This window comes from Schaalia sp. lx-100 (genome assembly GCF_021083625.1).
Taxonomy (GTDB): Bacteria; Actinomycetota; Actinomycetes; order Actinomycetales; family Actinomycetaceae; genus Pauljensenia.
Genome location: NZ_JAJNRP010000010.1, coordinates 1 through 24,774 on the forward strand (window position 1 = coordinate 1; position 24,774 = coordinate 24,774).

Below are 24,774 nucleotides of genomic sequence, written 5' to 3' on the forward strand. Positions count from 1 at the left end.
GGTAGAAGACGTGGAAAATACTCCGATACGTGCTGATATTGTCCTGCGTAAACAAGACAAGGCGGGTCATGGTCTTGCTGGCGCTGTTTTTGAAGCTGTCCATCAAGAAAGCGGGCAAAGGCTGAGCGCGACCAGCGGCTCGGATGGTGTTGTGCGTTTTTCTGCTGCCCTGTACGGGCAGTGGGTGCTACGTGAGGTTCATGCCCCGCATGGCTACCTGTTAAACCAGGAAACACGCACAGTCAACGTGAGCGAGCAGGATGTGACAGTAGATGCCGGCGTGATAGTCAATGAGCCTGTCCCGGTCAAGATCGGTAAGAGCGCTCTGGCTATGACCGGCGCTATGCCGCTCATCTGGGTACTGGCCGCAAGCACAGCACTAGCTGGCCTGACACTCATAACCACCACCCGCACACGACGCACACGACGCATACACGGTGTGAACGGGGTAGCTACACAATAAACCCCGCATAAACCCCGCGCGCGTGCGGGAAAGGGATGCTCCCCTAAAAAGGGGAGCATCCCTCTTTTTCTTTCACACACATGTTTCTGGCCGGTAACTTGACTCAGGCTACGCGGTTTCGACTGAAGGGCATACCCTCACACCTTTTGGGCCGGTAGCCTATTTTCTGAATGCACTACATGTTACGGAAACAAGTGAAGGGGGCTATGGGCTACAAGTGACTCACGTGAGTACTGACCCCTCGGAAGAATATCGGTAATGATGGACAGAGAAATCGTGGTCGATCAGCTTGAATTGGGCCTTATTTTTGAGTTGTACCACCGCAGATTTTGCATCGTGGATTTCCCATCCCTCAATCCAAGCCGACTCCAACACCGAATTTGCCCCGTAATATCAATAAAAAACCAGGACAAAACCAACACGAAATGACCAACCAAAAACTCGAGCCGAAACGAGTCCAACACCCACTTTCGGGCTTCATAGCAACAAAAAACAACCCAAAAACCAACACGCTTTGGCCAATAGGCCCGCTTTGGCCAATAGACCCCAAAGAGATCGAAAAAACGAAAGGCTCCGTGAATTCACATTCACAGAGCCTTTCCTCGTGCGCGGAGGGGGACTTGAACCCCCACCCTCTAATACGAGGACTAGCACCTCAAGCTAGCGCGTCTGCCTATTCCGCCACCCGCGCAGATGACGATGAAACAAAACAATTTGTTCCAAGCGCAGACGAGTCTAGCATGAAAAGAGGGGGTAATACCAAATTGAGCTCACAACGCATATTTTGTCTGTGAGCTGACATCATAAATAGCTGAAATACGGCAAAATATAAGAAAAAAGCTGAGAACTCACGAAAAGGACGCCTCATGCAGATCGAAATGTGGGGAGATTTCACCTGCCCATGGTCATATCTCACACTTCGACATTTACGTCGGGTGCTTGCAGACTTTCCTCACCGCGACGAAGTTGAAGTCACTATGCGCCCATTTTTTCTTGACCCCGCACAAGAAGAAGTAACCGACATGCCCTGGGTACAATCCCTCATTGAAAATGAAGATATGCAACCCGCTGAAGCGCTGGCCCTACGCGATCGGATTATGGCATTAGGACGCGCAGAAGGTATCCGTTTCGACCTCGATTCCATGATTCTTGCTCCAGGAACCGCTGCTTTCCGCGTACTCGTTCAATCACATATCGCAGCCTGGGAAGCAGGAGAAAACACAGGTCCAGACACATTAGTTCTGAAATTCGCCGACGCAATCTTTCGTACACGTTTTGAGATGGGATCAAATATTGCTGACCCTGAGGTCATTATCGGATGCGCACAAGATATCGGCATATCCCCACAGGATGCAGTTTTTGCTTTGTCGGACCCAGCAACAGCTGATGATGTCTGGTCGCAATACCAGCTTGCTATGCACATGGGAATAGATTCTGTCCCTACCTTGCTGTTTGATAATACATTCGTACTCCAAGGAATGCAGACAACAACAGCGTTACGTCACGCTTGCGATACAGCGTGGAAACACGCCCGTTCACGGAAGGAACAATGACATGGGTTTTACGCCAGTAAATATTGAGGGGGAAAATATTCGCCTCGTACCTATGAGCATAGGACACGCTGAGGAACTCTATGAAATCCTCCAAGACCCACGATTTGCTGAGACAACAACTATTCCGTGGCCTTACACGAAAGAAATGGCTTACTCTCACCTGAACGAAGTTGCTGATGCTTGGGATAAAGGTGAGCCAGATTGGGCTATTACATGTAGAAAAACGGGTGAACTCCTTGGACGCATTAACCTGTTCAGTCACGCACGTATTCCTCATTGCTTTGAAATAGCTTTCATGACACGTTCCGATCAATGGGGTAGAGGAATTATGACGCAAGCCGTTCGCCTAGCTGTGGCCACGGCTTTTGATCACTTTCAAGCCACACGCATTGAATGGTTTGCGAATGTAGGAAACTGGGGTTCATGGAAACCTGTCTGGCGATGCGGCTTCCAACGGGAAGGAATTACGCGGCGCGATGCAGGTAAATTTTGGGTAGCCTCCCTACTAAAAGAAGACCGTCGAGAACCAGCAAGCCCATGGGACGGGCCTCAAAAAATTGGTTTACCTGCTCTGGAATACGATTCGACACGCCCAGCACAATTAGTTACCCAATTTCATACGACCTACTCAATGCCAAATCGTGTAGCTGAAGGGGAGCGGCCTACCTTAGATTTTGACCGTCTGGATATGAGAATGTCGCTTATCAGTGAGGAATTCGCTGAACTTACAGGCGCAGTTTACGGCCCACAAGCTCGAAAAATCATTGAGGACGCATCTGCAAAAGCAAAAGAAATATCCGATCATACGCATGACGTTGTCGAAGCTGCGGATGCTTTAGCTGACCTGGTTTACGTGATTTATGGGATGGCTTTAGAAAGCGGTATTGACTTAAATGCGGTTCTTGATGAGGTTCAAGCGTCGAACCTGTCGAAACTTATGCCCGATGGTTCTGTTCTTCTGCGGGAAGATGGGAAAGTCCTCAAAGGCCCGAATTTTTTCCCACCGAATGTGCGCAGAGCACTCAAACTGGACGAATGACACGAGGAATACATTCAGAAAGAAGAAACAGCGCCGTGTGAAATTTTTAGACACCCTGAAAATAGGATGTAGGCGCTAAAACAGGCATTATTTTCGTTGGAAAAATCGTGTGACACGAAAGTGCGACACTGCACACGGTGTTTTACATGGTGCATATGCGCACTTAATGAGACGATGATACATACGAGTAAGAAATGGAGGCCCACAATGGCTCGCATTGTTGTTGTCGGTGGCGGCTACGGAGGCGTAACAGTAGCTAAAGGTTTGGATCCTTTAGCGGAAGTAATCCTTGTAGAACAAAAAGATCGTTTTGTTCACCATGCGGCTGCTTTACGTGCTGCAGTTGAAGAAACATGGCAACACTCCATTTTCATGCCATACTCCAACCTGCTCACGCACGGAACTTTCATTCAAGGAACTGTGTCACGGGTTGAAGGAACCACTGTTCACGTGTACGGACGTGAACCTATTGAGGCTGACTATGTGGTGCTTGCTTCAGGCTCTACCTACCCCTTCCCAGCGAAGTATTCGTCCTCTCGTGCTCAAGTGGCGCAAGCTCGTTTGGAACAATTGCACGAAAATTTACGTGCTGCACGTTCTGTCATGCTTGTCGGTGGTGGTACTGTGGGCATTGAATTCGCCGGTGAACTTGCGGCAACACACCCTGACTTAAACATTACAATCGTGGAAAAAGAACAAGATATTTTATCCACGCCAGGGTATTCACCGAAACTACGCGAAGAAATTAAGACTCAGCTTGCTGAACTTGGTATTCGCCTTATCACAGGATCAAGTTTGGCCTACCTTCCGCCTTTTAATGTGGGTGAGCTAGGGCATTTTACGGTGCAAACGGTGGACGGTGAAGAAATACAAGCGGATCTTTGGTTCCAATGCTACGGTGCTCGCGCAAATTCGGGTTTCTTAGCAGGAACATCCTATGAAGAAGCTCTGCACCCCGATGGGACAATTCGAGTGGAACCAACCCTTCAGGTGAACGGGTATGCGAATACTTATGCTGTAGGTGATATTACTGATGTGCGTGAATCAAAACGCGCAGATGCAGCCCGCCAGCAAGCGCGAGTAGTTATTGCGAATATTTCTGCTCAGATTCGCGGAGAGCAACCAGAAAACGTGTATCGTCCGACTAAAGAATGGGTGATCCTCCCATTAGGACCGCGGATGGGTGCTTCACAATTACTGGATGATGAAGGAAATACGCGAATTCTTGGTGCAGATGAGACAGCAGAAATTAAAGGTGCAGACCTCATGGTGTCAGTTATTCGCGCACAACTAAACCTGCCGTAACTCTAGGAACAAGGTAAGATGTGACTATGAGCACAGATCCACGTCATGCGTTAAACCACCTGATCGAAGCCTTTGAACATCACCTTGATGTGGCATGCGCGCAGGACAGGCTTGATGAACGTGCTTTGGAACAGGCTGAATCTGCTCTACGTGACGCTTTCTTCTTGTACGACGATGTCCTATTCCGACGTTTTGATGTAGAACTACCTTTCGACATGTATGAAGGCGATGAGGAATACGACGAGGAAGATGAAGAAAACGACGACGAACTAGACGATGAAGACTTTGACGATAGTGAAGACCTCGATATTTACGATATGGACATCGACTAAAGTTTTCCTCTGAAGAAATTTTTACTCATGAAGCTGACCTCATAACTGGGATCAGCTTCATTTCATATCTTCAGACGCGCAAAGTTCACTCCGGAGCGCAATCCTGTGCGTTAGACACTACAAGAGGGTATTTCAACTGGATTGATGACTATTTCCTAACCTGCACAGGAACCAAGGCTTATACGTATAAGAGCGCTTTTGCTGCTCAGCCCAACAGGTAGCTGCTCCCTTAAAGGCTCATATGCGTGAAGGGTAGGCGAATAAATTTCCTCAATCCGTGCCAACACAATCAGCAATCAGCCACTTCAGTGAGCACACGACGAATAGGGCTAGGTAAAGGCGATAAAGAAGAAGACAATATCTGCTCTAACTGACGTGCTGTACGCGGCCCGATAATCGCTGAAGTCACATGGGGATGATCGCGCACCCACACTAAAGACACATCAGCCATCGAACGCTCAAGCCCCTGAGCAGCACGTGCCACCGCCTCTACTATCCCCTGTGAACCTGTCACATAATCAGTAACTGTATGGCGAAGGTGCTCTGAAGCTGCTCGTGAATCAGGAGGAGTCGAATGACGATACTTACCTGTCAACACTCCGCCGGCAAGTGGCGAATGAGCAAAGACCCCAAGACCTGCCTCATATGATTGACGAATATACGCTGCCTGCTGATGCGCATTCACTAAAGAAAATTCTTGCTCCACCACGCTGATAGGTGGATAAGTACCGTGCTGCCCCGCCCATACTGCCTGTGCTGTGTCCCACATACTGAGGTGATCGAGGCCTACATAATGCGCACGACCAGAACGATACGCCACCTCCAAAGCCTCAAGACTTTCCTCCAACGGGACTTGCAGATCAGGAGTGAGTAACCACAGGTCAACATGATCTGTCCCTAAACGCTCCAAAGCCTCATCTAAACCCGCCAGCATAGCGCCACGCGAAGATGAAGGACGAGCCACACCCCCTTCACCTCGTCGTAAACCCCCACGCCAAGCCAAAATCAGCCGATGTCGTCCTATCGTGCGCACACAATGCCCCAGAACATCAACAGCCGCACCATCACCATGCCACGGCGCGCACTCCACAAGAGAACCACCGGAGTCCGTGAAAAATTCCAACATCTCAGCTGCTTCATGCAGCTCAGTGTCGCGTCCCCACGTAAGCGTTCCAAGGCCCAGGGCCGAGACAAACAAACCCGACTTCCCGCACTGACGAATTTCCATAAAGCCACCTTACGTTGTGCAGCGTATTTCAGCATGGAGGCAGACAGGGAATACAGTAAAGACATGACATGGCTTGATGCACTTATCATGGGTTTAGTTCAAGGACTCACTGAATTTCTGCCCGTTTCATCTTCAGCGCACTTGCGTATAGTAGGCGAACTCACAGGTATTACTGATCCTGGTGCAGGTTTTACCGCAATCATTCAAATAGGGACAGAAGCCGCTGTCCTCATCGTTTTTTGGAAAGATATCGCCCGTATTTTATCGAAATGGTTCCGAGCCTTACCAATTGGGCCAAAAGAAAACCGCGTCCCCGCTACTGATCCTGACGTACGTATGGGTTGGATGATTATTGTTGGATCACTCCCTATCGGTATCCTCGGATTACTGCTTGAAGATTGGATTGACACCACTTTCCGTAATCTGTGGGTGAGCGTCTTTACTTTGGCGTTTTTCGCTGCGCTTCTAGGACTTGCAGACCGATGGGCACCGCGCACTCGCACATTGGAACGTATGACATGGAAAGACGCTGTTCTGTACGGTTTCGCACAAGCAATGGCTTTAATCCCAGGTGTTTCACGTTCCGGTGGAACTATCACCATGGGGCGAGCGCTGGGATACACGCGTGAAGCTGCCGCGCGGTATTCATTCCTCTTAGCAATGCCAGCAGTCTTTGCTTCAGGCCTGTATAAGGTTGCAAAAGTGTTCACTGGTGGAGAACATGTTGATGTCGCCCCAACGATTGGTGCCACACTTGTAGCTTTCCTTGTTGGATGGATTGTGATTGTATGGTTCCTTCGTTTAGTATCCACACAGTCGTATTCCGTATTTGTATGGTACCGATTGGCAATAGCTGCTGTGCTGGCCATCCTTTTGACAAGCGGAATACTTGAAGCCACTTCACATGCAATGGTGAGCTAAAGGGTGCATATGTGAAACATCGTCCACGAGTATTGCGCACAAATTAAAGAAATATTGTGTGCTGATCGGAAGAAAACAGCTTCATATTTTCCCGGTGAAACAGAAAGCGAGGGAGAAAAGCAAGCAGGGGAGGACGCTAAAAATGAGGAGAAGGGCACGGAAAGCCACAATCGCAGTGAAGTGATGAAAAACCTTACTTCACGTACCTCACGTCCTTGTTGAGGTGGATATTCGAGTACTGAGGAGGCGTGTAATTTTTTCTTCAGAAAGCTCAGGAACTACACCACCAAATTCAGGGCATGCAAAACGTACCCCACACCACTGACACAGAGGATTAGGTCGAGGAGTAAATACGCCTTGATGCGCGTCTTTTTCAATGGAGGCCCATGTTGTCTCAACATCTTTCCCAAAACGAATGATGTCCTCACGTTCCGGATCAAGTGTGAGAACACGACCACTACGCAAATACACTAACTGCAAACGCGCGGGAAAACGATCCTTCAACATAAGCAAAAGTGCATAAAAACGCATTTGATACAAGGCATCTTCGACAAAACGCGGGGCAGGAGCTTTCCCTGTTTTGTAATCAACAACACGCAAAAGCCCCTCAGGTGAACGGTCAATGCGATCAATGAAACCACGCAAACGCACACCGCCAGGAGTCACAGCTTCCGCATGATACTCACGCGCAACAGGTGAAATATGCTGAGGCTTTTCAATATCAAAATACGAGGAAATTAACGAGCGCACCTGAGCAAGAGGATCATCTTGCAAGTCTGTCACAGGAAATAAAGACAGTACTTCAGGGGTTTCCTCGCAGGTTTTCTGCCAATGCTCCGACAGTAATTTTTGCGCATATGTAACCGTGCGTTCGTGCGCAGGCAGATCAAAAAGATCCTCAAGAACACTATGAATCAGTGTTCCCATCGCTGTGGCATGAGTTGGTGGATCGGTGAAACCATCAACCACATGCAGCCGATACTGCAGCGGACAACGACGATATTCCTTTGCCCGCGATGCTGACAAGGCTGGTTCCCATGTCTTTGTACGTGCCATACATACCACGGTAGTGGCAACCCTTAACAGTGGCGAACCTGACAAGCAGAGAATGTGGACACAGCGATAAACTTCAATACGATGAGCACACAGATAACTCCTGAAAACCTGCGCCCCACATTCCCGATAGGGCAAGAAACTCGCAGAGGAAACCTTCGTGAGGGCGACAGAGTACAAATTAAAGACCCCAAAGGGCGACTACACACGATCACACTTGTTGCGGGAGGATATTTCCAAACTAATCGTGGAGGAATTAACCACGACGATCTGATCGGTCATCCTGACGGTCAAGTAATTACCACCCCTGAAGGCCGACAATTCCAAGTGCTTCGCCCATTACGTCACGATTACGTGATGGGAATGCCACGCGGAGCCGCCATCATTTACCCAAAAGACGCGGGAACAATCATTCACTATGCTGATATTTTCCCAGGGGCACGCGTCTTTGAAGCAGGAGCCGGTTCGGGAGCCCTCAGCTTAGCTTTGCTTGATGCTGTCGGAACACACGGACATCTGATATCCGTTGAACGTCGTGAAGATTTTGCGGATATTGCTCGGGCAAATGTTGACCTATGGTTTGGACGTCCCCATCCGGCATGGGATCTACGTATTGCAGATGCAGCTGATGAACTATGTGCGATGAATGAGGGCAGTATCGACCGCATTATTTTTGACATGCTGGCACCCTGGGAAAACTTAGACGCAGCAGCCCACGCCCTGATCCCAGGCGGAGTTTTACTGTGTTACGTTGCCACAGTCACTCAAATGTCACGCCTTGTTGAAGATATCCGTTCCTACGGTGGTTTCACTGACCCTGAAGCATGGGAAACTATGGCGCGCGGCTGGCACCTTGACGGTCTTGCTGTCAGGCCAGACCATCGTATGGTGGCGCATACAGGTTTCCTAGTAACCACTCGTCGCCTTGCCCCCGGAGTGCGCTCACAAGAGCGGCATACACGCCCCTCACCGGGTGCTGATGGAAAAGAAGGCATGTGGGATGACCAAGAAAACTGGAGCGATGAAGCCGTAGGAGCACGGATAAGCAGCCCAAAGAAAATCCGTAAAGTACGCCGTGACCTTTCAGCTAAAACTCAAGCATGGGTGGAAGGGAAAGACGATGAATGAGGATGTTCTTTCTGCTCGTATCAGTGAACAAGGACGCATGATTACTTCCCTTGAAGAAAAAAATGAACGCCTTTCACGAGCACTGACCACAGCACGTTCACAACTTGTACACATGCAAGAACAATTGACACAAGTGAACCGTCCTCCTCATACAATGGCTATCTTTTTAGCTGCACATGTCAGCGAACAACAAATTGAAGTCATGTCTGCATCACGGCGTATGCGTGTTGCTGCCGCCCCCGATCTGAACATCACAAATCTGAGCGTCGGACAGTGGGTACGTCTCGATGACAAAATGATTGCAATAGCAGCAGACGCAATGGCTCGCACGGGATCAATCGGTGTTGTTCGTGAAATTGTTGAACCCGACCGCTTACTTGTTGCGGCAGAAAACGGGCAAGAAATCCTCCTTGAACTTGCTGGCCCTTTACGACACGGAAATCTACGCTCAGGTGATTGCGTTGTCATTGACATGCGCGCAGGTATCGCTTTAGAACGCATCATTCGTTCAGATGTCGAACAAATGCTGACCCCCGAAATCTCCGACGTCACATACGACGACATCGGTGGTCTTCATGAGCAAATACGTCAGGTACGTGATGCGATTGAACTACCATTTCGTCATCCTGACCTGTATAAGCGTTTCGGGCTTCGACCTCCCAAAGGTATTTTGCTATACGGACCACCCGGCTCAGGCAAAACATTGATAGCTAAAGCAGTTGCCCACTCACTTTCAGGTGACCATGCTGAAAAAGCATACTTCCTGTCCATTAAAGGCCCTGAGTTGCTGAATAAGTTCGTTGGTGAAACTGAACGCCATATACGTGCGATCTTTTCGAGAGCCCGCACACTCGCCCAAGGTAATGTCCCAGTTGTCATATTCTTTGACGAAATGGAAGCCCTTTTCCGCACACGAGGTTCAGGTATTTCCTCCGACGTTGAAACAATGATTGTTCCTCAGCTCCTTGCAGAAATGGACGGAGTTGAATCCTTAGAAAATGTTGTCATTATTGGCGCTTCTAATCGCGCAGATATGATCGATCCAGCTGTTTTACGACCAGGACGTTTAGATGTCCGTATTCGTGTGAACCGTCCGGATCGTGCAGGCGCTGTTGAAATCTTCAGCAAACACTTACGTTCAACCGTTCCGCTACATCCTGATGAGATAGCTGCCGCTGGCACTCCAGAAGCTGCACGCGAAGCCGTAATCCAAGCAGCAGTTGAACGACTATTTTCACGCACAAACGATATGGCATTGCGTGAAGCTGAGCTAGCCGATGGGCGTACACTCACCATTTACCTTGCAGATGTCCTATCTGGAGCACTTATCGCAGGAATCGTTGAGCGAGCAAAAAAATATGCCATCAAAGATTTCCTTGCCAATTCCTCTTACGGTCTGCACCGTGACCACCTGATACAGGGAATAGAAGAAGAAAAAGGTGAATCAGTAGATGTAGCAGCATCAAGCTCAGCAACTGAATGGGCCAGAACCATAGGACTTGAAGCTGAAGTTGTTGCACTACGACCTATAAGGACCACACAATGAGCGTGAATCGTATCATCGCAACAGAAACCGAATTCGGTATCTATCAAGTAGGAAATACGTGGGCTAATCCCGTACTCCTATCAACCCAAACGATACGCGCCCTTGCCAGGCGTTCACGTCAAAAAACACCTGCTGCAGACTCTGCTCCTGTGAGATGGGATTACACTGCAGAAGATCCACTGAATGACCTACGTGGAATGCGTATGACACGCGCAGCAGCAGACCCTTCTTTACTGACAGACGACCCGTACCATTTAGCCCCATCAGGCGGCGAAGAACACGTACCACGTCCACGAGCCGAAGAACTGGCGCTCCCAGCTGCTACAGCGGCTGTTTTGACCAATGGTGCGCGAGTATATGTGGACCACGCCCATCCGGAATATTCTGCCCCTGAAACACTTGGCCCACGCGACGCTGTTTTATGGGACCGTGCAGGCGAACTTATTGCATGCGACGCGATGGCTGAACTTACCCAAGAGCCAGAAGGCGCAATTGTCCTCGTAAAAAACAACACAGATGGAAAAGGCGCGGCCTACGGAACACATGAAAACTATCAAGTACGACGTGACGTTGATTTAGAGGACATTATTCGCGGACTTACGCCTTTCATGGTGACCCGACCGATTTTATGCGGTTCAGGGCGTGTAGGCATCGGTCAGCGTTCACAAAAACCAGGTTTCCAAATATCGCAACGTGCAGATTTCGTTGAAAATGAAGTGGGACTAGAAACCACATTCAACCGTCCTATTATCAACACGCGTGACGAACCACATGCAGACCCATCCCGTTTTCGTCGTCTGCATGTTATCGGTGGAGATGCGAACCTTTTTGACTATTCTTCTTACCTGCGTTTCGCTACAACCTCGTTAGTCTTATGGGCTATCGAGCAGGGGATCGGTCTGGAATGGGAAGCTTTAGCTTTAGATGACCCGGTAGAAGCGACATGGGAAGTCAGCCACCATCCTCATATTGATTACCGTATGACAACGGCAGGTGGCGCTTCGTGGACTGCTGTGGATATGCAACAAACCTATCTGGATTTAGTGCGTGCCACCTATGAACGGCTTGGTATTGAGCCGGACACAGAATCAGCACACGCATTAACATTATGGCAAGACATTATTGACCGTATGAAACGTGATCTATTTTCTGTTGCTCCTGAAGTGGAATGGGTAGCGAAATACCAGTTACTTTCCCGTCAAAAAGAACGTTTAGGCGCGCAATGGGATGATCCACGGTTAGCGGCAATGGATTTGCAGTGGGCTGATATGAGGCCGCAGCGTTCCCTCGTAGCAAAATTAGAAGAAGCTGGCCGTGTACGACGCATGTTCACATTAGAACAAGTACGTGAAGCAGTAACGGAACCACCATCGAATACTCGCGCATATATACGCGGTCGAGCAGTTGCTCACCGTCCTGATTTAGTGAAAGCATCGTGGACATCCCTTGTTTTCGATTCGGGAGGTGCTGACCTGATTCGTGTTCCTTTGCCGCAGGCTGAAGGCGTCGATTGGGCCATCATAGAACGCTACTTACCTGACTTGCCAGCATAAGAGGCCGTAACTATTCGGTAGTTCGTACTTTTATCTTTGCGTTATTTCAGAGGCAAGGTAAAGTCTCTCAGATAAAAACTAATGAAAAGTAGCAGAAAAGAACAAAGAGAAGGAAGATAATTCAGTGGAACAATTACGCGCACATGGTGGTGGCCCCTCGCATGAGGACGAAGGGGAGATCCTCAACGGACAAGTAAATGCAACAGTACAACCCATTGATGCCCTTCTGGACGAAATTGATTTAGTCCTTGAAAGTAATGCCACGCAATTCGTTCAAGGATTCGTTCAGAAAGGTGGCCAGTAAGGTGAAACGCCGCGTCTTTGGTATAGAAACAGAGTACGGGCTTACCGCTGCGACACTGGATGGAACACCTGCCTCATTAAATGCCGATGAGGCTGCGCGTGAACTTTTTACTCCGCTTATCCAACAGTATCGCTCAACGAACCTGTTCTTACGTAATGGCGGCAGACTGTACCTTGACGTGGGTTCTCACCCTGAATACGCAACTGCTGAATGTGATCGCCTTGACGATCTACTTGCACAAGACCGTGCTGGAAGCCGCCTTTTTACTGATCTTGCCGCACAAGCTGACCGCAGATTAGAAGAACACGGTCGCCCTGAACGCATGTACCTGTTCCGTAATAACGTTGATTCACAAGGAAATTCCTACGGATGCCATGAAAACTATTTGCTGCACCGCAGGCGAGATTTCCGGCAAGTCGCTGACGCTCTTGTTGCTTTCTTTATTACGCGTCAAGCATTAGTAGGATCAGGATACATTCGTCGCACCCCGGCAGGCGCAGTATATTGCACATCACAACGAGCTGAGCACATGTGGGATGCTGTTTCTTCTGCGACGACACGTTCACGCCCTATCATTAATACCCGCGATGAGCCTTTGGCAGATTCCACGTCATACCGTCGTATGCATGTCATTGTGGGGGACACGAATGTTTGTGAAGCAACAACTGCGTTAAAAATTGGTGCGACACAGCTCATCTTAGATGCCATTGAAGAAGGAATCCACCTAGAGGACCTCGCCTTGGCAGATCCTATGGGTGCTATCCGGCAACTCAATACGGGGAATAACACGCAAGTACGTCTTGACCTCGCTGATGGGCGTTCAATGACGGCAGCACAGATTCAACGCGAAATATATGAACGAGTCCTGCGCCGATGCCCAGCAGAAGAAATGACATCGTTACTTGTATATGTTGTGGACCTGTGGGATCGTGCAATCCATGCTTTAGATACAAATGATTGGACCCAGGTAGATACTGAACTGGACCATGTCATAAAGAAAAAGCTGATTGATGCCTATATGTCACGCACAGGATGCCGACTTTCGGATCCACGTATTGCCCGACTAGACCTGTCCTATCATGACATCACTGCGAGCGGCTTGGCTGATCGAATGGAAAAAACAGGGTTAATGAAGCGCCTGAGCACCGATGAAGAAGTCGCATCAGCAACCCGTACACCGCCCCTGACGACACGCGCGTATCTGCGTGGAAAAATCATTGGTGCCGCTCAAGATGCGCATGTGGATCTTGCAGCAGATTGGGTACATATACGGCCAGAATACGGTAATGCGCAGCCCTTATCTTTGCAGGACCCATTCGCATGTGAAGACGTGCGCGTGGATGCTTTGATACGTGATATCACTGATTCAACACCGGTTTTACCAGCATGATGAATCAACACAGCCCCAATGTTGGCAGACATGCGAAAGAACAAAGCACATACCGACGTGTCGTGTGGCATGCCGGTATTATCTGTGTGCTCCTATTAGCAGCCGCAGTTACTTTTGGGATTGTGCGCCTCTTACCCATATTTACTCATAAAACATATGATGCTGCGCAGAGCACACAAAAATCACCTACCAGCTTTTATGGAATTGAAGTATCAGGGCGCGTGGGGGCTACTCCGGTCCTCACAGTGAGTGAAACTATTTCGCTCACAGGAGCAAAACGTCAGGTTCTTACTCGCGGCATGGGACGCGTTATCAGGGAAGAATCACCGGTTCTATTGTCAATCACAGCATTTGATGGTCGTGATGGCAGTATTTTGTCACCTCATGGTCGGCCACAAATAACTTTGGGGCGTGCAAGCACTCAAGTTTTCGATCAAGAAATCTTACGTGCGGTAGTAGGGAAAACAGAAGGAACGCGACTGTTATACGTGCGTTACCTCAGTGAAGAAGAACGCGCGGAATCTGCTTCGCCCATTGAAATTGATGTTATTGACATTCTTTATACAGTTGCTCAAGGAAGTAACGTTGACGTATCAACAGGCCCGATGGATGTAACTATTGCACCGGAAGGACCGATTATTCGTCACGGAGAAACCCCTCCAGATAATGTAACCGCACACCCTTTGATTCGTGGTTACGGGCCACAAGTACAACTTGATGATCGTTTAGTTGTGCAATTTATTGCAACAGGCTGGACAGATGGGATTGTCCGTGATGCTACATGGAGTACCGGCGTACCGCGTATGCTGCGATTAGGTGAGGCAATGCCGGGGATCCGTCAAGCTTTAGTCGATCAACGTGTAGGCTCCCGTGTGGCAATCACAATTCCTCCGGATTTAGCCTACGGAGACGACACTTTATGCGTGCTTGTCGATATTTTGGCAGCCGAACCAGCAAATGATACTGAGGAATCAGGGTAGGCACGTTCTGATCCTTAGAGACAATCTGAGGACAGGCCATAGGCAGCAGGAAACTTAAATAGGATAAACATAAAAATCTCCGTGCTTTTCTTTCGTGCTGCCGTTACGAAAGAAAGACGCAAACCGGACGCTCTCTTTTTTCTGTGCCAACCCAACTACACTCACACATATGACAGTTGCTGTACGTGTAATCCCATGTTTAGACGTGGATGCTGGCCGCGTCGTCAAAGGCGTGAATTTTGAGAATCTGACAGACGCAGGCGATCCTGTTGAACGCGCTCGACTGTACAGTGAGCAAGGCGCAGATGAAATAACTTTTCTTGACGTATCCGCATCCGTACAAGAACGCGCCACAATGTATGAGGTCGTGTCTGCAACTGCGGAAAACGTGTTTGTCCCTTTGACCGTAGGTGGGGGAGTACGCAGCGTTGACGACGTGGCACGCCTCCTTGAACGCGGTGCAGATAAAGTAAGCGTGAATACGGCTGCTCTGGCTGACCCTGACCTGATCGCTCGTGTGACTGATCGTTTCGGTAATCAGGTGCTTGTTCTTTCAGTAGATGCTCGTCGTTGTCAGCAGGGTGTGTGCACGCAGTCCGGTTATGAGGTGACAACGCATGGGGGCCGACGTTCAACAGGAATTGATGCTCTTGAATGGACGATACGTGCATGTGAACTCGGTGTTGGTGAAATACTTTTGAACTCAATGGATGCTGATGGGGTACGTGAAGGTTTTGATGTGGATATGCTGCGTACCATACGTGAACATGTGTCCGTTCCCGTGATTGCTTCAGGAGGCGCGGGGCGGTGTGAAGATTTCGTGCAGGCCGCAGCAGCTGGCGCAGATGCGGTACTTGCAGCCTCTGTTTTCCATTTTGGTCTTTTACATATTCATGAGGTGAAACAAGCCCTAAAAAATGCACATTTCCCCGTTCGCTTATGAACGCGAGAAAGCTTTTTGTCTTTCCTGTGCCTACTGATCGGACGCGCCCAGAACACTGCCGATAGATATGAAAAACTGACACCATGCTCAGATGGATGACCGCAGGGGAATCACACGGCCCCGTTTTACTTGCAACAATTGAAGGCATGCCTTCCGGAGTGGAAGTCACCACTGAAACTTTCCGTGACGCGCTGGCTCGTCGTCGTCTTGGTGCGGGACGTGGGCCTCGGCAAAAATGGGAAAAAGACGAGGTCACAATTCTGAGCGGTATCCGCCACGGGCAAACCACAGGTGCCCCAGTTGCAATCCAGATCGCTAACTCAGAGTGGCCTAAATGGGAAGTAGTGATGTCTGCGGATCCTGTCCCACCTGAAGCTCTCCTCATTGACGCGGGAAGTGGAGACGAACGCGAGGTTGCACGTAATAAGAAACTCACACGTCCCCGTCCAGGACATGCTGATCTGGCTGGATTAATGTCGTATGACCTCACTGATATACGTAATGTGCTTGAACGTGCGTCAGCTCGTGAAACTGCGGCACGTGTCGTTTTAGGTGCTTTAGCTGAAGCCTTATTGGAACAGGTAGCAGGTATTCGTTTAGTTTCTCACGTGGTTTCTGTTGGTGAAGAACTTGCTGCCAGAGAGCGCGTACCTACCCCAGATGATGTTTCAGCTTTAGATGACTCACCTGTGCGTACTTTAGATGCGGAAACAGAAAAACGTTTCCTTGCTCGTATTCAATCTGCGAAAGATACTGGCGATACTGTTGGAGGTGTTGTTGAAGTAATTGCATGGCATGTGCCTTTGGGATTAGGTTCACATGTCCACGCTGATCGTCGTTTGGATGCGCGTATTGCGGCAGCGCTCATGTCAATCCAATCTGTTAAAGGTGTGGAAATTGGGGATGGTTTTGCTCAAGCAGCTTTACCTGGTTCTGCTGCTCAAGATGAGCTGATCCGTGAAAATGATGGGAGCCTGCGTCGCACAGCAAATCATGCGGGCGGTATTGAAGGAGGCACTTCCAATGGGCAGCCCATTATTGCGCGTGCTGCTTTTAAGCCAATTTCAACGATTCCTCATGCACTGCGCACAGTTGATGTGGAAAGCGGAGAAGCTACTACAGCGTTGCATCAACGTTCAGATACATGCCATGTCGTTCCCGCTGCTGTGATTTCGCAGGCTGAAGTAGCTTTGGTTCTTGCCGATGCGTTATTCCAACATGCTGGTGGCCTGTCGGTCAATGAAATGAAACGTAACTTAGACGCTTATGTGCAGCATGTGAATACTCGATTAGGAGGATGGTCATAATGCTCCTGACATTGCCTATTGTTTTTGTGGGTTTACCTGGCGCTGGTAAAACAAAAGTGGGCCGTATTCTGGCGAAAAAACTTGGTGTCGCGCATGTGGATACTGATCTTCTCGTTGAAAGACGTGAGGGGCGCAGTGTGCGTGAAATTTTTGCTGCACAAGGAGAAGCAGCTTTTCGTGATATGGAATGTGCGGCTGTGGAGACTGCTTTACGTTCTCATGCGGTGATTTCGCTGGGAGGAGGGGCTGTTACCAATCCTGCTGTGCGTGATATGTTGCGTGGGCATAGTGTCGTTTTCTTAGACGTAGATCATGATGAACTTGTGCGACGCACTCAAGGGAAAACGCATCGGCCTTTGCTGGCAGATCATCCGGATGAGGCTTTGCGGCGTTTACGTGAAGAACGTGCTGACTTATATGCGCAAGTAGCGACGTATCATGAATATTCTGATTCGTCTCCTGCTGATGAGGTTGCTGAGCGTTTATATGCTCATGTGCAGGTCCCGCATCGCATTGTTCATGTGGGAGGGGAAAAACCGTATCCTGTGATTATTGGGCGTGGAAGTGATGCCAGTGACGTGGCCGCTGGTTTACGTTCAACGTGTACGAAGATTTTACTGATCCATGCGCCTTCAATGCTTCATCAAGCTCATGTTTTAGCTGAGGGTTTACGTGCTTTAGGGTATCAGGTTCATTGTGCGGATCATCCGGATGCTGAAGCAGGTAAAAATATTGAGGTTGTTACCGAGCTATGGGATGTGGCCGGTCGTATCCGTTTAGGTCGACATGATGCAATTGTTGCTGTTGGTGGTGGAGCAACCACGGATATGGCAGGTTTTGTTGCCGCCACCTGGCTGAGGGGAATTGATGTCATTCAGGTGCCTACCACTGTGCTTGCAATGGTGGACGCTGCTGTAGGTGGGAAAACGGGTATTAACACGCAGGCGGGGAAAAACCTTGTCGGCTCTTTCCATACGCCGACACGAGTGATAGTTGATATGGATTTCTTATCAACTTTGCCGTTGGAGGATATGCGTTCTGGTGTAGCTGAGATAGCTAAATGCGGTTTCATACGTGATGGTGTTATTACGGATCTTATTGTCCGACATGGTGCCGATATGCTGTCGCATGACAGTGAGGTTTTGATGGAGCTGGTAGAACGCTCTATACGAGTCAAAGCTGATGTGGTTTCGCAGGATTTACACGAGCTGGGTATGCGTGAAATCCTTAATTATGGTCACACGCTGGCTCATGCAATTGAGCGTTGTGAAAATTACCGGTGGCGCCATGGGTATGCCGTGGCGGTGGGCTGTGTTTTTGCCGCAGAGCTAGCTTGTGCTCGTAGTGTGTTGGACCGTGAAAGTGTAGACCTGCATCGTCACGTATTTTCACTTATCGGACTACCCGTTTGCTATGAGGGCGCTTCTTTATCGGATGTGTTATCAGTGATGCTTAATGATAAAAAAGTACGCTCTGGTCAGCTCCGTTTCGTTCTTTTGGATGGGATAGGTAATCCGCACGTGTACCGCGTCAGCGCTGAAGAACTTACTGAACCTGCCCGTAAAGTGGGACTCATTCATGTATGAGGAAAAAGCCTATGCTCGTCTGATCTTCGTGGGAGTGCCTGGTAGCGGTAAAACTGCTGTTGGTGAATATATTGCGCAGCATACGGGTGTGACTTTTATTGATGTGGATACACGTGTAGGTCAGGTTCTACATATGCCTATACATGATCTCATTATTACCGGCGATGAGCGTTTGCATGAGGTACGTCAAAGTGTTGCTTTGGATGCGATCAGTACACAAGGCGTGATTGTCGCCTTAGGTGCTTCTCAAGTGCATGATCCTGCGATTGTGGAATCTATTGATCGGGCTCAACGCGCAGGTACTGATATTGTGCAATTATCTGTTGATATTTCAACGCTTACGGTGCGTGAGGGAATGAATGTGCCGCGCCCTGTAAGTCTGGGTGCTCCGCGTGCAATGTTAGCTCAGATGATGAGTGCGCATCAGAGTGCGTGTGAACGCATTGGAGCTATCCGTGTAGATACAAATAAGAAGTCCATCACACAGGTGGCTTTTGACGTGATGAATACGTGTAAAATGTTGGACGGTTAATTTTTCCCTAATGAGTGAGGCACTTTCGTGGCAACCACAAACGATCTTAAAAATGGCATGGTCATGGTGATTGATGGTCAACTGTGGCAGGTTGTTGAATTTCAGCACGTGAAGCCGGGTAAGGGGCCCGCTTTCGTTCGCACGAAGATTAAGAATGTCATGTCAGGTAAAACTGTGGACAAGACATTCAATGCGGGTATCAAGATTGAGACGGCAACAGTTGATCGTCGTGATATGACTTACCTGTACCAAGATGGTGCTGACTACGTTTTCATGGACACCTCCACATATGAGCAAATCAATGTGCCTGCTGATGTGGTGGGAAATGCGCGTAACTTTATGGTCGAAAACCAAGATGTTATTGTGTCCCAACACGATGGCACTGTTTTATTTGTGGAGCTTCCCGCAACGGTTGTCCTGACAATTGCGCACACTGAGCCTGGCCTACAAGGTGATCGTTCAAACGCTGGAACTAAGCCAGCGACTTTGGAAACCGGATACGAAATTCAGGTGCCACTTTTCCTTGAGGAAGGCGTGCGCGTGAAAGTTGATACACGTGACGGCTCGTACTCTGGCCGTGTGAACGACTGATGTCACGGGCACATAAGTTCACTTCTCGCACAAAGGCACGTAAACGTGCAGTCGATGTGGTCTTTGAAGCAGACCAACGAGGCATGGGACGTAACTCTGAAGTTTTACGTGACTTATTGCGTGAACGTAAAGTAATTACTGCTGCTTTAACGCCGCTTCCTGAATATTCCATTGAGATTATTCAAGGGGTTGCCGATAATCTGTCACGGATTGATAAGCTCATTGAAAAACATGCAAAAACGCCGGGACTGTATCGTTTAGCTGCTGTTGATTTAGCAACTATGCGAGTGGCAACGTGGGAAATGCTGGCTCAAGCTCAGGATGTATCACCAATTATCGCCATTGACGAGGCTTTGTCGATTGTCACCTCAATTTCAACAGATTCGTCACCAGCTTTCGTTAATGCCGTTTTGGATGCGATACGTAAAGATCTTGAATCTCCGGCATGGCAGCGTAACAGCGTTACCTCCTCTGCTGATTCGCTCTCCTCATATGCAGAGCAAGAATCCAATGACTCTGAACGTGTTGATGAGCTTCACGCTAGCGAAACACAGAAGCGCGAGTCGCAAGAACACAGTGCCGAAAATGAGCAGCGATACCTCACAATGGCTGATATTACTGCCGCTGATCTTGCTCAACTTGATGAGCTCCTTGACGAATACTAAAAACTGATCGTCGTATTCATTTCCCCGTTCTTTTCACAGAACGGGGAATTCTTTTTACTGGAGGAAATTCAGAGGCATAACACCTACTTCCTTCACATATGACGTATTGCATACTAAGAATGACACGCGCATTTTCCGCGAAAAATCAGTAAAAAAACATTGGTTTTATCCACATAACTGTGATGAAGGTAAGAAAGAGTATCGCGTACTGCTATTGTGGGAAGGAAGTTAATCCTTTAAGGATCGTCCAGAGAGGCGGAAAGGAGAGGACTGTGGCTACCGCATACGCTGAGTCGCACTATAAAGAAGTCCTTGGATCACAGGACATTGGACGCTCGTTGAAGCGTATCGCATACGAAATTATTGAAAAGAATCCTACGGGTAATCTTGTCATCGCCGGTATTCCCACAGGCGGCGCATACTTGGCAGAACGTCTGGTGGACATTTTAGGTCATATCACTGACACAACGATTGACCTCGCAATTATCGACACGACGATGTACCGCGATGATTTGGCACATCAACCACTGCGCGCGCCAAAAAACACTCATGTTCCCTCTGAAGGAATTGAAGGTCGGACAGTCATCCTCGTCGATGATGTCCTATACACGGGACGCACAATTAAAGCTGCACTTGATGCCCTCAGCACAATTGGGCGAGCCAGTAGCGTGCAACTTGCAGTGCTTGTTGACCGCGGACATCGTGAATTACCGATACGTCCAGACTATGTTGGAAAAAACTTACCCACATCACGCCTAGAAACTGTGACGATACTTTTAGAAGAAAAAGACGGACGCGATGCCGTGCTTCTTGGAAAGAAAGGCTAAGCCGTGGGCCTCAAACATCTGATCTCTATTCGTGACCTTGACTACCGTGAAGCAGTACTCATACTGGACACCGCTGAACACATGGCAGCTACACAATCACGCCAAGTCAAGAAACTACCAACACTGCATGGGCGCACAGTAGTTAACCTCTTTTTTGAGGACTCCACACGTACACGTCTATCTTTTGAGGCAGCTGCCAAACGATTAAGCGCTGATGTGATTAACTTTTCCGCTAGAGGATCCTCAGTATCTAAAGGCGAATCCTTAAAAGATACAGCACTCACGCTACAAGCAATGGGAGCAGATGCAGTCATTGTGCGCCACCCATCCTCAGGTGCAGCACACCGCTTAGCACATGCCGGATGGATGAACCTCCCCGTACTGAACGCAGGGGATGGGACACACCAACACCCCACACAAGCTCTATTAGATGCCATGACACTACGGCGGCATTTCATAGGCCGTACCACAGGTGGCACCGGCAAGGAAATAAGCGCCCCTATTCTTGAAGGTAGCGACCTTGCAGGTGCTCGCGTCGTCATCGTAGGCGACGTTTTACACTCGCGCGTTGCACGTTCCAACGTTGACTTACTGAGCCTCCTCGGAGCCGAAGTCACACTGGTCGCGCCACCGACATTACTTCCTGTTGGCAGCGAAAACTGGAACTGCCACATCGATTACGACCTTGACCATGCGATCGCATCCAATCCGGATGCCATCATGATGCTTCGTGTCCAGCGAGAACGTATGAGCGGAGCAGGTGGAGGATTCTTCCCTTCACCTGGCGAATACCACTCAGCCTACGGACTGACACATCAACGGTTCGCAGCCCTTTCAGATCATTGCATTGTCATGCACCCGGGACCTATGAATCGCGGCCTTGAAATCTGCGCAGAAGCAGCAGATTCCCCACGTTCCGTTGTTGTTGAACAAGTATCTAATGGCGTATGCATCCGCATGGCCGCTCTTTACCTGCTGCTTGCCCCCGAAGGAGCCTCCCATGACTAACACCCACACGCGCGATACGTTGATTACTGCCGCAGACCTCACCGGTCACGGCCGCAGCGATCTGCTTATACGTGAAGGCACTATTATCGCCCTCGGTAAAGATGCCCGTGAACAGGCCAATGATCCTCACATAATAGATGCAGATGGTCTGATTGCTTTGCCTGGACTCGTTGATCTGCATACTCACCTGCGTGAGCCAGGACAAGAAGACGCAGAAACAGTATTTACCGGTACGCGTGCTGCCGCTGTCGGCGGATATACAGCAGTCCACGCAATGGCAAATACAACACCGGTTGCTGATACTGCATCAGTTGTTGAACAAGTATGGCAATTGGGACGCAAAGCCGGATGGGTAGATGTACGTCCCGTAGGTGCAGTCACCGTAGGGCTTGAAGGAAAACGTCTTTCCGCAATGGGAGCAATGGCTCGTTCACGAGCAGCCGTTCGAATGTTTTCCGATGACGGCAAATGTGTATCTGATCCGGTGCTCATGCGCCGCGCACTTGAATACGTGAAAGCTTTTGACGGTGTGGTTGCTCAACATGCGCAAGATCCTGAACTCACAGACGGTGCTCAAATGAATGAGTCGCCTCTATCCGGAGAACTCGGGCTTACTGGATGGCCAGCTGTCGCAGAAGAAGCCATTATTGCTCGCGATGTTCTTCTAGCGAAACATGTGGGTTCACGATTGCATGTATGCCATTTATCCACTGCAGGGTCAGTAGACATTGTGCGCTGGGCAAAACGTATGGGGGTTCAGGTGAGCGCGGAAGTAACTCCGCATCATCTTTTTCTCACAGAGGAACGTGCCACCACTTATGACCCCTTGTACAAGGTGAACCCGCCTTTGCGTTCTGCAGAAGATGTGGAAGCAGTGCGTGAAGGCTTAGCTGATGGGACGATTGATGCCATTGGAACAGACCATGCGCCGCATCCTCTGGAATCAAAAGATTGCGAATGGCAAGCAGGTGCCTTCGGTATGACCGGTTTAGAAACAGCGCTCCCTGTTGTTATTGCCACAATGGTAGAGACTGGACGTTTCACTTGGGCTGACGTGGCACGTGTCATGTCCATAACTCCTGCGCGGATTGGCCGTGTGCATACTCAAGGGCAGGGCTTAAATGTTGGGGCACCTGCTCATGTGACATTACTTGATCCTAGTATTCGTCGTGTTGTTGACCCGCATAGTCAATGGACACGCTCATCGAATAGTCCATTCGTGGGAGCAGAATTACCAGGACAAGTCCTCTATACCTTCTACGCTGGTCAACCGACTGTTGCTCTCGGTGTTCCCCTTGAGAAAGAAAGCCGATGAAAACTTTTACTCACTTCATTTCTGACGAAACAGATCCTGCCCTCCTAGTTCTTGAAGACGGAACTATTTACCAGGGGAAAGCATGGGGAAGCCGTGGGCGCACACTCGGTGAACTTGTTTTTTCCACGGGTATGACGGGATATCAAGAAACTTTGACAGACCCTTCATATCACCGACAAATCGTTGTCATGACAGCGCCTCATATTGGAAATACAGGTGTCAATGATGAGGACCCTGAATCACAGCGCGTATGGGTTGCTGGCTTTGTTGTCCGTGATCCTGCTCGACATCCTTCAAATTGGCGAGCACAACGCAGCCTTGAAGAAGAACTTATCGCGCATCATATTGTCGGTATTAGCGGAGTCGATACCCGTGCCATCACACGTCATATCCGCTCTCATGGGGCAATGAAGGCCGGTATTTTTTCCGGTAACGCGCTGCCTGCAGGTGCTGACCATATGAGTGAGCAAGCAAAAGAAGCCCTAGTCCGTATTGTTGTTGAACAACCACATATGGCAGGTGCAGAGCTGGCAAGTGAAGTTTCTACACACGATACCTACATATATGAACCGTCAGGACAATATGAGGGCTGCGAACCTGTCGCCACAATTGTTGCTGTTGACCTTGGAATCAAGTCACGTACACCGGAGCATTTCGCAAATAGGGGAGCGCGTGTCCTTGTTGTCCCACACACTATTACTTTTGCTCAGCTCCTTGCGTTGAATCCTGATGGAGTGTTCTTCTCAAATGGTCCGGGTGACCCATCCTCAGCAGAACATGAAATTGAACTTTTACGTAACGTCCTTGATGAACAAATCCCATTTTTCGGTATCTGCTTTGGACACCAGCTTTTTGGGCGTGCCTTAGGATATGGCACATATAAATTGACTTTTGGGCATCGTGGTGTCAATCAGCCTGTGAAAGAATTGGCTACCGGCCGTGTTGAAATAACTGCGCAAAATCATGGTTTTGCGGTGGATGCGCCAAGTAATGCTCCTTCACGTGCTCCTTTCGATGGGGGACGATATGGAGATGTTGAAGTCACACATGTGTGTCTTAATGATGGTGTCGTTGAGGGGATTCGCACTCTTGAACGCCCTGCTTTTTCTGTGCAATACCATCCAGAAGCGGCCGCAGGCCCACATGATGGTGAGCACCTTTTTGATCGTTTTATCGCTATGATGCGTGACCACAAGAAAGGCTAA

Annotated in this window: 24 protein-coding genes and 1 tRNA gene; 22 read left to right on the top strand and 3 right to left on the bottom strand. The window is 49.2% G+C overall.

Annotated elements, in window-relative coordinates:
• Positions 1–463: MSCRAMM family protein (locus LRP54_RS07850; protein ID WP_231235659.1), on the top strand; the 463-nt coding region annotated here is incomplete at its 5' end.
• Positions 464–1,068: 605 nt separating this feature from the next.
• Here LRP54_RS07850 and LRP54_RS07855 read toward each other — a convergent pair.
• A tRNA-Leu gene (locus LRP54_RS07855) sits at positions 1,069–1,154 on the bottom strand.
• Between the two features lie 175 nt (positions 1,155–1,329).
• Between LRP54_RS07855 and LRP54_RS07860 the strand changes: the two genes are divergently transcribed.
• From LRP54_RS07860 to LRP54_RS07875, 4 genes are all read left to right on the top strand, one after another.
• Positions 1,330–2,016 (top strand): DsbA family oxidoreductase, encoded by a 687-nt coding sequence (locus LRP54_RS07860; RefSeq protein ID WP_231235661.1) that lies wholly within the window; start codon positions 1,330–1,332, stop codon positions 2,014–2,016.
• Between the two features lies 1 nt (position 2,017).
• On the top strand, positions 2,018–3,055 hold the full coding sequence (locus LRP54_RS07865) for a GNAT family N-acetyltransferase (protein ID WP_231235662.1): 1,038 nt from the start codon (positions 2,018–2,020) through the stop codon (positions 3,053–3,055).
• Positions 3,056–3,262: 207 nt separating this feature from the next.
• Positions 3,263–4,360: an FAD-dependent oxidoreductase gene (locus LRP54_RS07870; RefSeq protein WP_231205220.1), complete on the top strand. Its 1,098-nt coding sequence runs from the start codon at positions 3,263–3,265 to the stop codon at positions 4,358–4,360.
• A gap of 26 nt (positions 4,361–4,386) precedes the next feature.
• Positions 4,387–4,692 carry a DNA primase gene (locus LRP54_RS07875; RefSeq protein WP_231235663.1) on the top strand — a complete coding sequence of 102 codons (306 nt, stop codon included), beginning with the start codon at positions 4,387–4,389 and terminating at the stop codon, positions 4,690–4,692.
• Between the two features lie 289 nt (positions 4,693–4,981).
• Here LRP54_RS07875 and LRP54_RS07880 read toward each other — a convergent pair whose 3' ends face one another.
• Entirely contained in the window at positions 4,982–5,920 is a 939-nt protein-coding gene (locus LRP54_RS07880; protein ID WP_231235665.1) for an aldo/keto reductase, read from the bottom strand.
• A 63-nt stretch (positions 5,921–5,983) separates the two neighbouring features.
• On the opposite strand from LRP54_RS07880, the gene LRP54_RS07885 reads away from it, so the two are divergent.
• Positions 5,984–6,841, top strand: coding sequence for an undecaprenyl-diphosphate phosphatase (locus tag LRP54_RS07885; protein WP_231235666.1), 858 nt, complete (start codon positions 5,984–5,986; stop codon positions 6,839–6,841).
• Positions 6,842–7,048: 207 nt separating this feature from the next.
• On the opposite strand, the gene LRP54_RS07890 is transcribed toward LRP54_RS07885, so the two are convergent.
• Positions 7,049–7,897 carry a RecB family exonuclease gene (locus tag LRP54_RS07890; protein WP_231235668.1) on the bottom strand — a complete coding sequence of 283 codons (849 nt, stop codon included), beginning with the start codon at positions 7,895–7,897 and terminating at the stop codon, positions 7,049–7,051.
• An 81-nt stretch (positions 7,898–7,978) separates the two neighbouring features.
• Here LRP54_RS07890 and LRP54_RS07895 point away from each other — a divergent pair, with 81 nt between their 5' ends.
• The 16 genes from LRP54_RS07895 (at position 7,979) to carA (ending at position 24,774) form a co-directional block, all read left to right on the top strand.
• Positions 7,979–9,022, top strand: coding sequence for a tRNA (adenine-N1)-methyltransferase (locus tag LRP54_RS07895; protein ID WP_231205215.1), 1,044 nt, complete (start codon positions 7,979–7,981; stop codon positions 9,020–9,022).
• Positions 9,015–10,568, top strand: coding sequence for a proteasome ATPase (arc, locus tag LRP54_RS07900; protein ID WP_231235670.1), 1,554 nt, complete (start codon positions 9,015–9,017; stop codon positions 10,566–10,568). Before LRP54_RS07895 ends, arc begins: the two co-directional genes overlap by 8 nt.
• Entirely contained in the window at positions 10,565–12,121 is a 1,557-nt protein-coding gene (dop, locus tag LRP54_RS07905; protein ID WP_231235672.1) for a depupylase/deamidase Dop, read from the top strand. Before arc ends, dop begins: the two co-directional genes overlap by 4 nt.
• Before the next feature lie 124 nt (positions 12,122–12,245).
• Positions 12,246–12,425, top strand: coding sequence for a ubiquitin-like protein Pup (locus LRP54_RS07910; protein ID WP_231205212.1), 180 nt, complete (start codon positions 12,246–12,248; stop codon positions 12,423–12,425).
• Between the two features lies 1 nt (position 12,426).
• Positions 12,427–13,815, top strand: coding sequence for a Pup--protein ligase (gene pafA, locus LRP54_RS07915; protein ID WP_231235674.1), 1,389 nt, complete (start codon positions 12,427–12,429; stop codon positions 13,813–13,815).
• Positions 13,812–14,795, top strand: a complete 984-nt coding sequence (locus LRP54_RS07920) for an FKBP-type peptidyl-prolyl cis-trans isomerase (protein WP_231235676.1) — start codon at positions 13,812–13,814, stop codon at positions 14,793–14,795. The genes pafA and LRP54_RS07920 overlap by 4 nt, the downstream gene beginning before the upstream one ends.
• Before the next feature lie 169 nt (positions 14,796–14,964).
• Entirely contained in the window at positions 14,965–15,738 is a 774-nt protein-coding gene (hisF, locus tag LRP54_RS07925; RefSeq protein ID WP_231235679.1) for an imidazole glycerol phosphate synthase subunit HisF, read from the top strand.
• Positions 15,739–15,821: 83 nt separating this feature from the next.
• On the top strand, positions 15,822–17,045 hold the full coding sequence (gene aroC / locus LRP54_RS07930) for a chorismate synthase (protein ID WP_231235681.1): 1,224 nt from the start codon (positions 15,822–15,824) through the stop codon (positions 17,043–17,045).
• Positions 17,045–18,631 (top strand): 3-dehydroquinate synthase, encoded by a 1,587-nt coding sequence (gene aroB / locus LRP54_RS07935; RefSeq protein WP_231205207.1) that lies wholly within the window; start codon positions 17,045–17,047, stop codon positions 18,629–18,631. Before aroC ends, aroB begins: the two co-directional genes overlap by 1 nt.
• A complete protein-coding gene (locus LRP54_RS07940; RefSeq protein WP_231205206.1) occupies positions 18,624–19,163 on the top strand; it encodes a shikimate kinase in 540 nt (179 codons plus the stop codon). The genes aroB and LRP54_RS07940 overlap by 8 nt, the downstream gene beginning before the upstream one ends.
• 27 nt (positions 19,164–19,190) lie before the next feature.
• The gene (gene efp / locus LRP54_RS07945; RefSeq protein WP_231205205.1) at positions 19,191–19,754 is read left to right on the top strand and encodes an elongation factor P; all 564 of its coding nucleotides are present in this window, start codon (positions 19,191–19,193) and stop codon (positions 19,752–19,754) included.
• On the top strand, positions 19,754–20,419 hold the full coding sequence (gene nusB, locus LRP54_RS07950) for a transcription antitermination factor NusB (RefSeq protein WP_231205204.1): 666 nt from the start codon (positions 19,754–19,756) through the stop codon (positions 20,417–20,419). The genes efp and nusB overlap by 1 nt, the downstream gene beginning before the upstream one ends.
• Before the next feature lie 272 nt (positions 20,420–20,691).
• Positions 20,692–21,246 (top strand): bifunctional pyr operon transcriptional regulator/uracil phosphoribosyltransferase PyrR, encoded by a 555-nt coding sequence (gene pyrR / locus LRP54_RS07955; protein WP_231205203.1) that lies wholly within the window; start codon positions 20,692–20,694, stop codon positions 21,244–21,246.
• A 3-nt stretch (positions 21,247–21,249) separates the two neighbouring features.
• Entirely contained in the window at positions 21,250–22,254 is a 1,005-nt protein-coding gene (locus LRP54_RS07960) for an aspartate carbamoyltransferase catalytic subunit (RefSeq protein WP_231205202.1), read from the top strand.
• On the top strand, positions 22,247–23,569 hold the full coding sequence (locus tag LRP54_RS07965) for a dihydroorotase (RefSeq protein ID WP_231205201.1): 1,323 nt from the start codon (positions 22,247–22,249) through the stop codon (positions 23,567–23,569). Before LRP54_RS07960 ends, LRP54_RS07965 begins: the two co-directional genes overlap by 8 nt.
• Entirely contained in the window at positions 23,566–24,774 is a 1,209-nt protein-coding gene (gene carA, locus LRP54_RS07970) for a glutamine-hydrolyzing carbamoyl-phosphate synthase small subunit (protein ID WP_231205200.1), read from the top strand. Before LRP54_RS07965 ends, carA begins: the two co-directional genes overlap by 4 nt.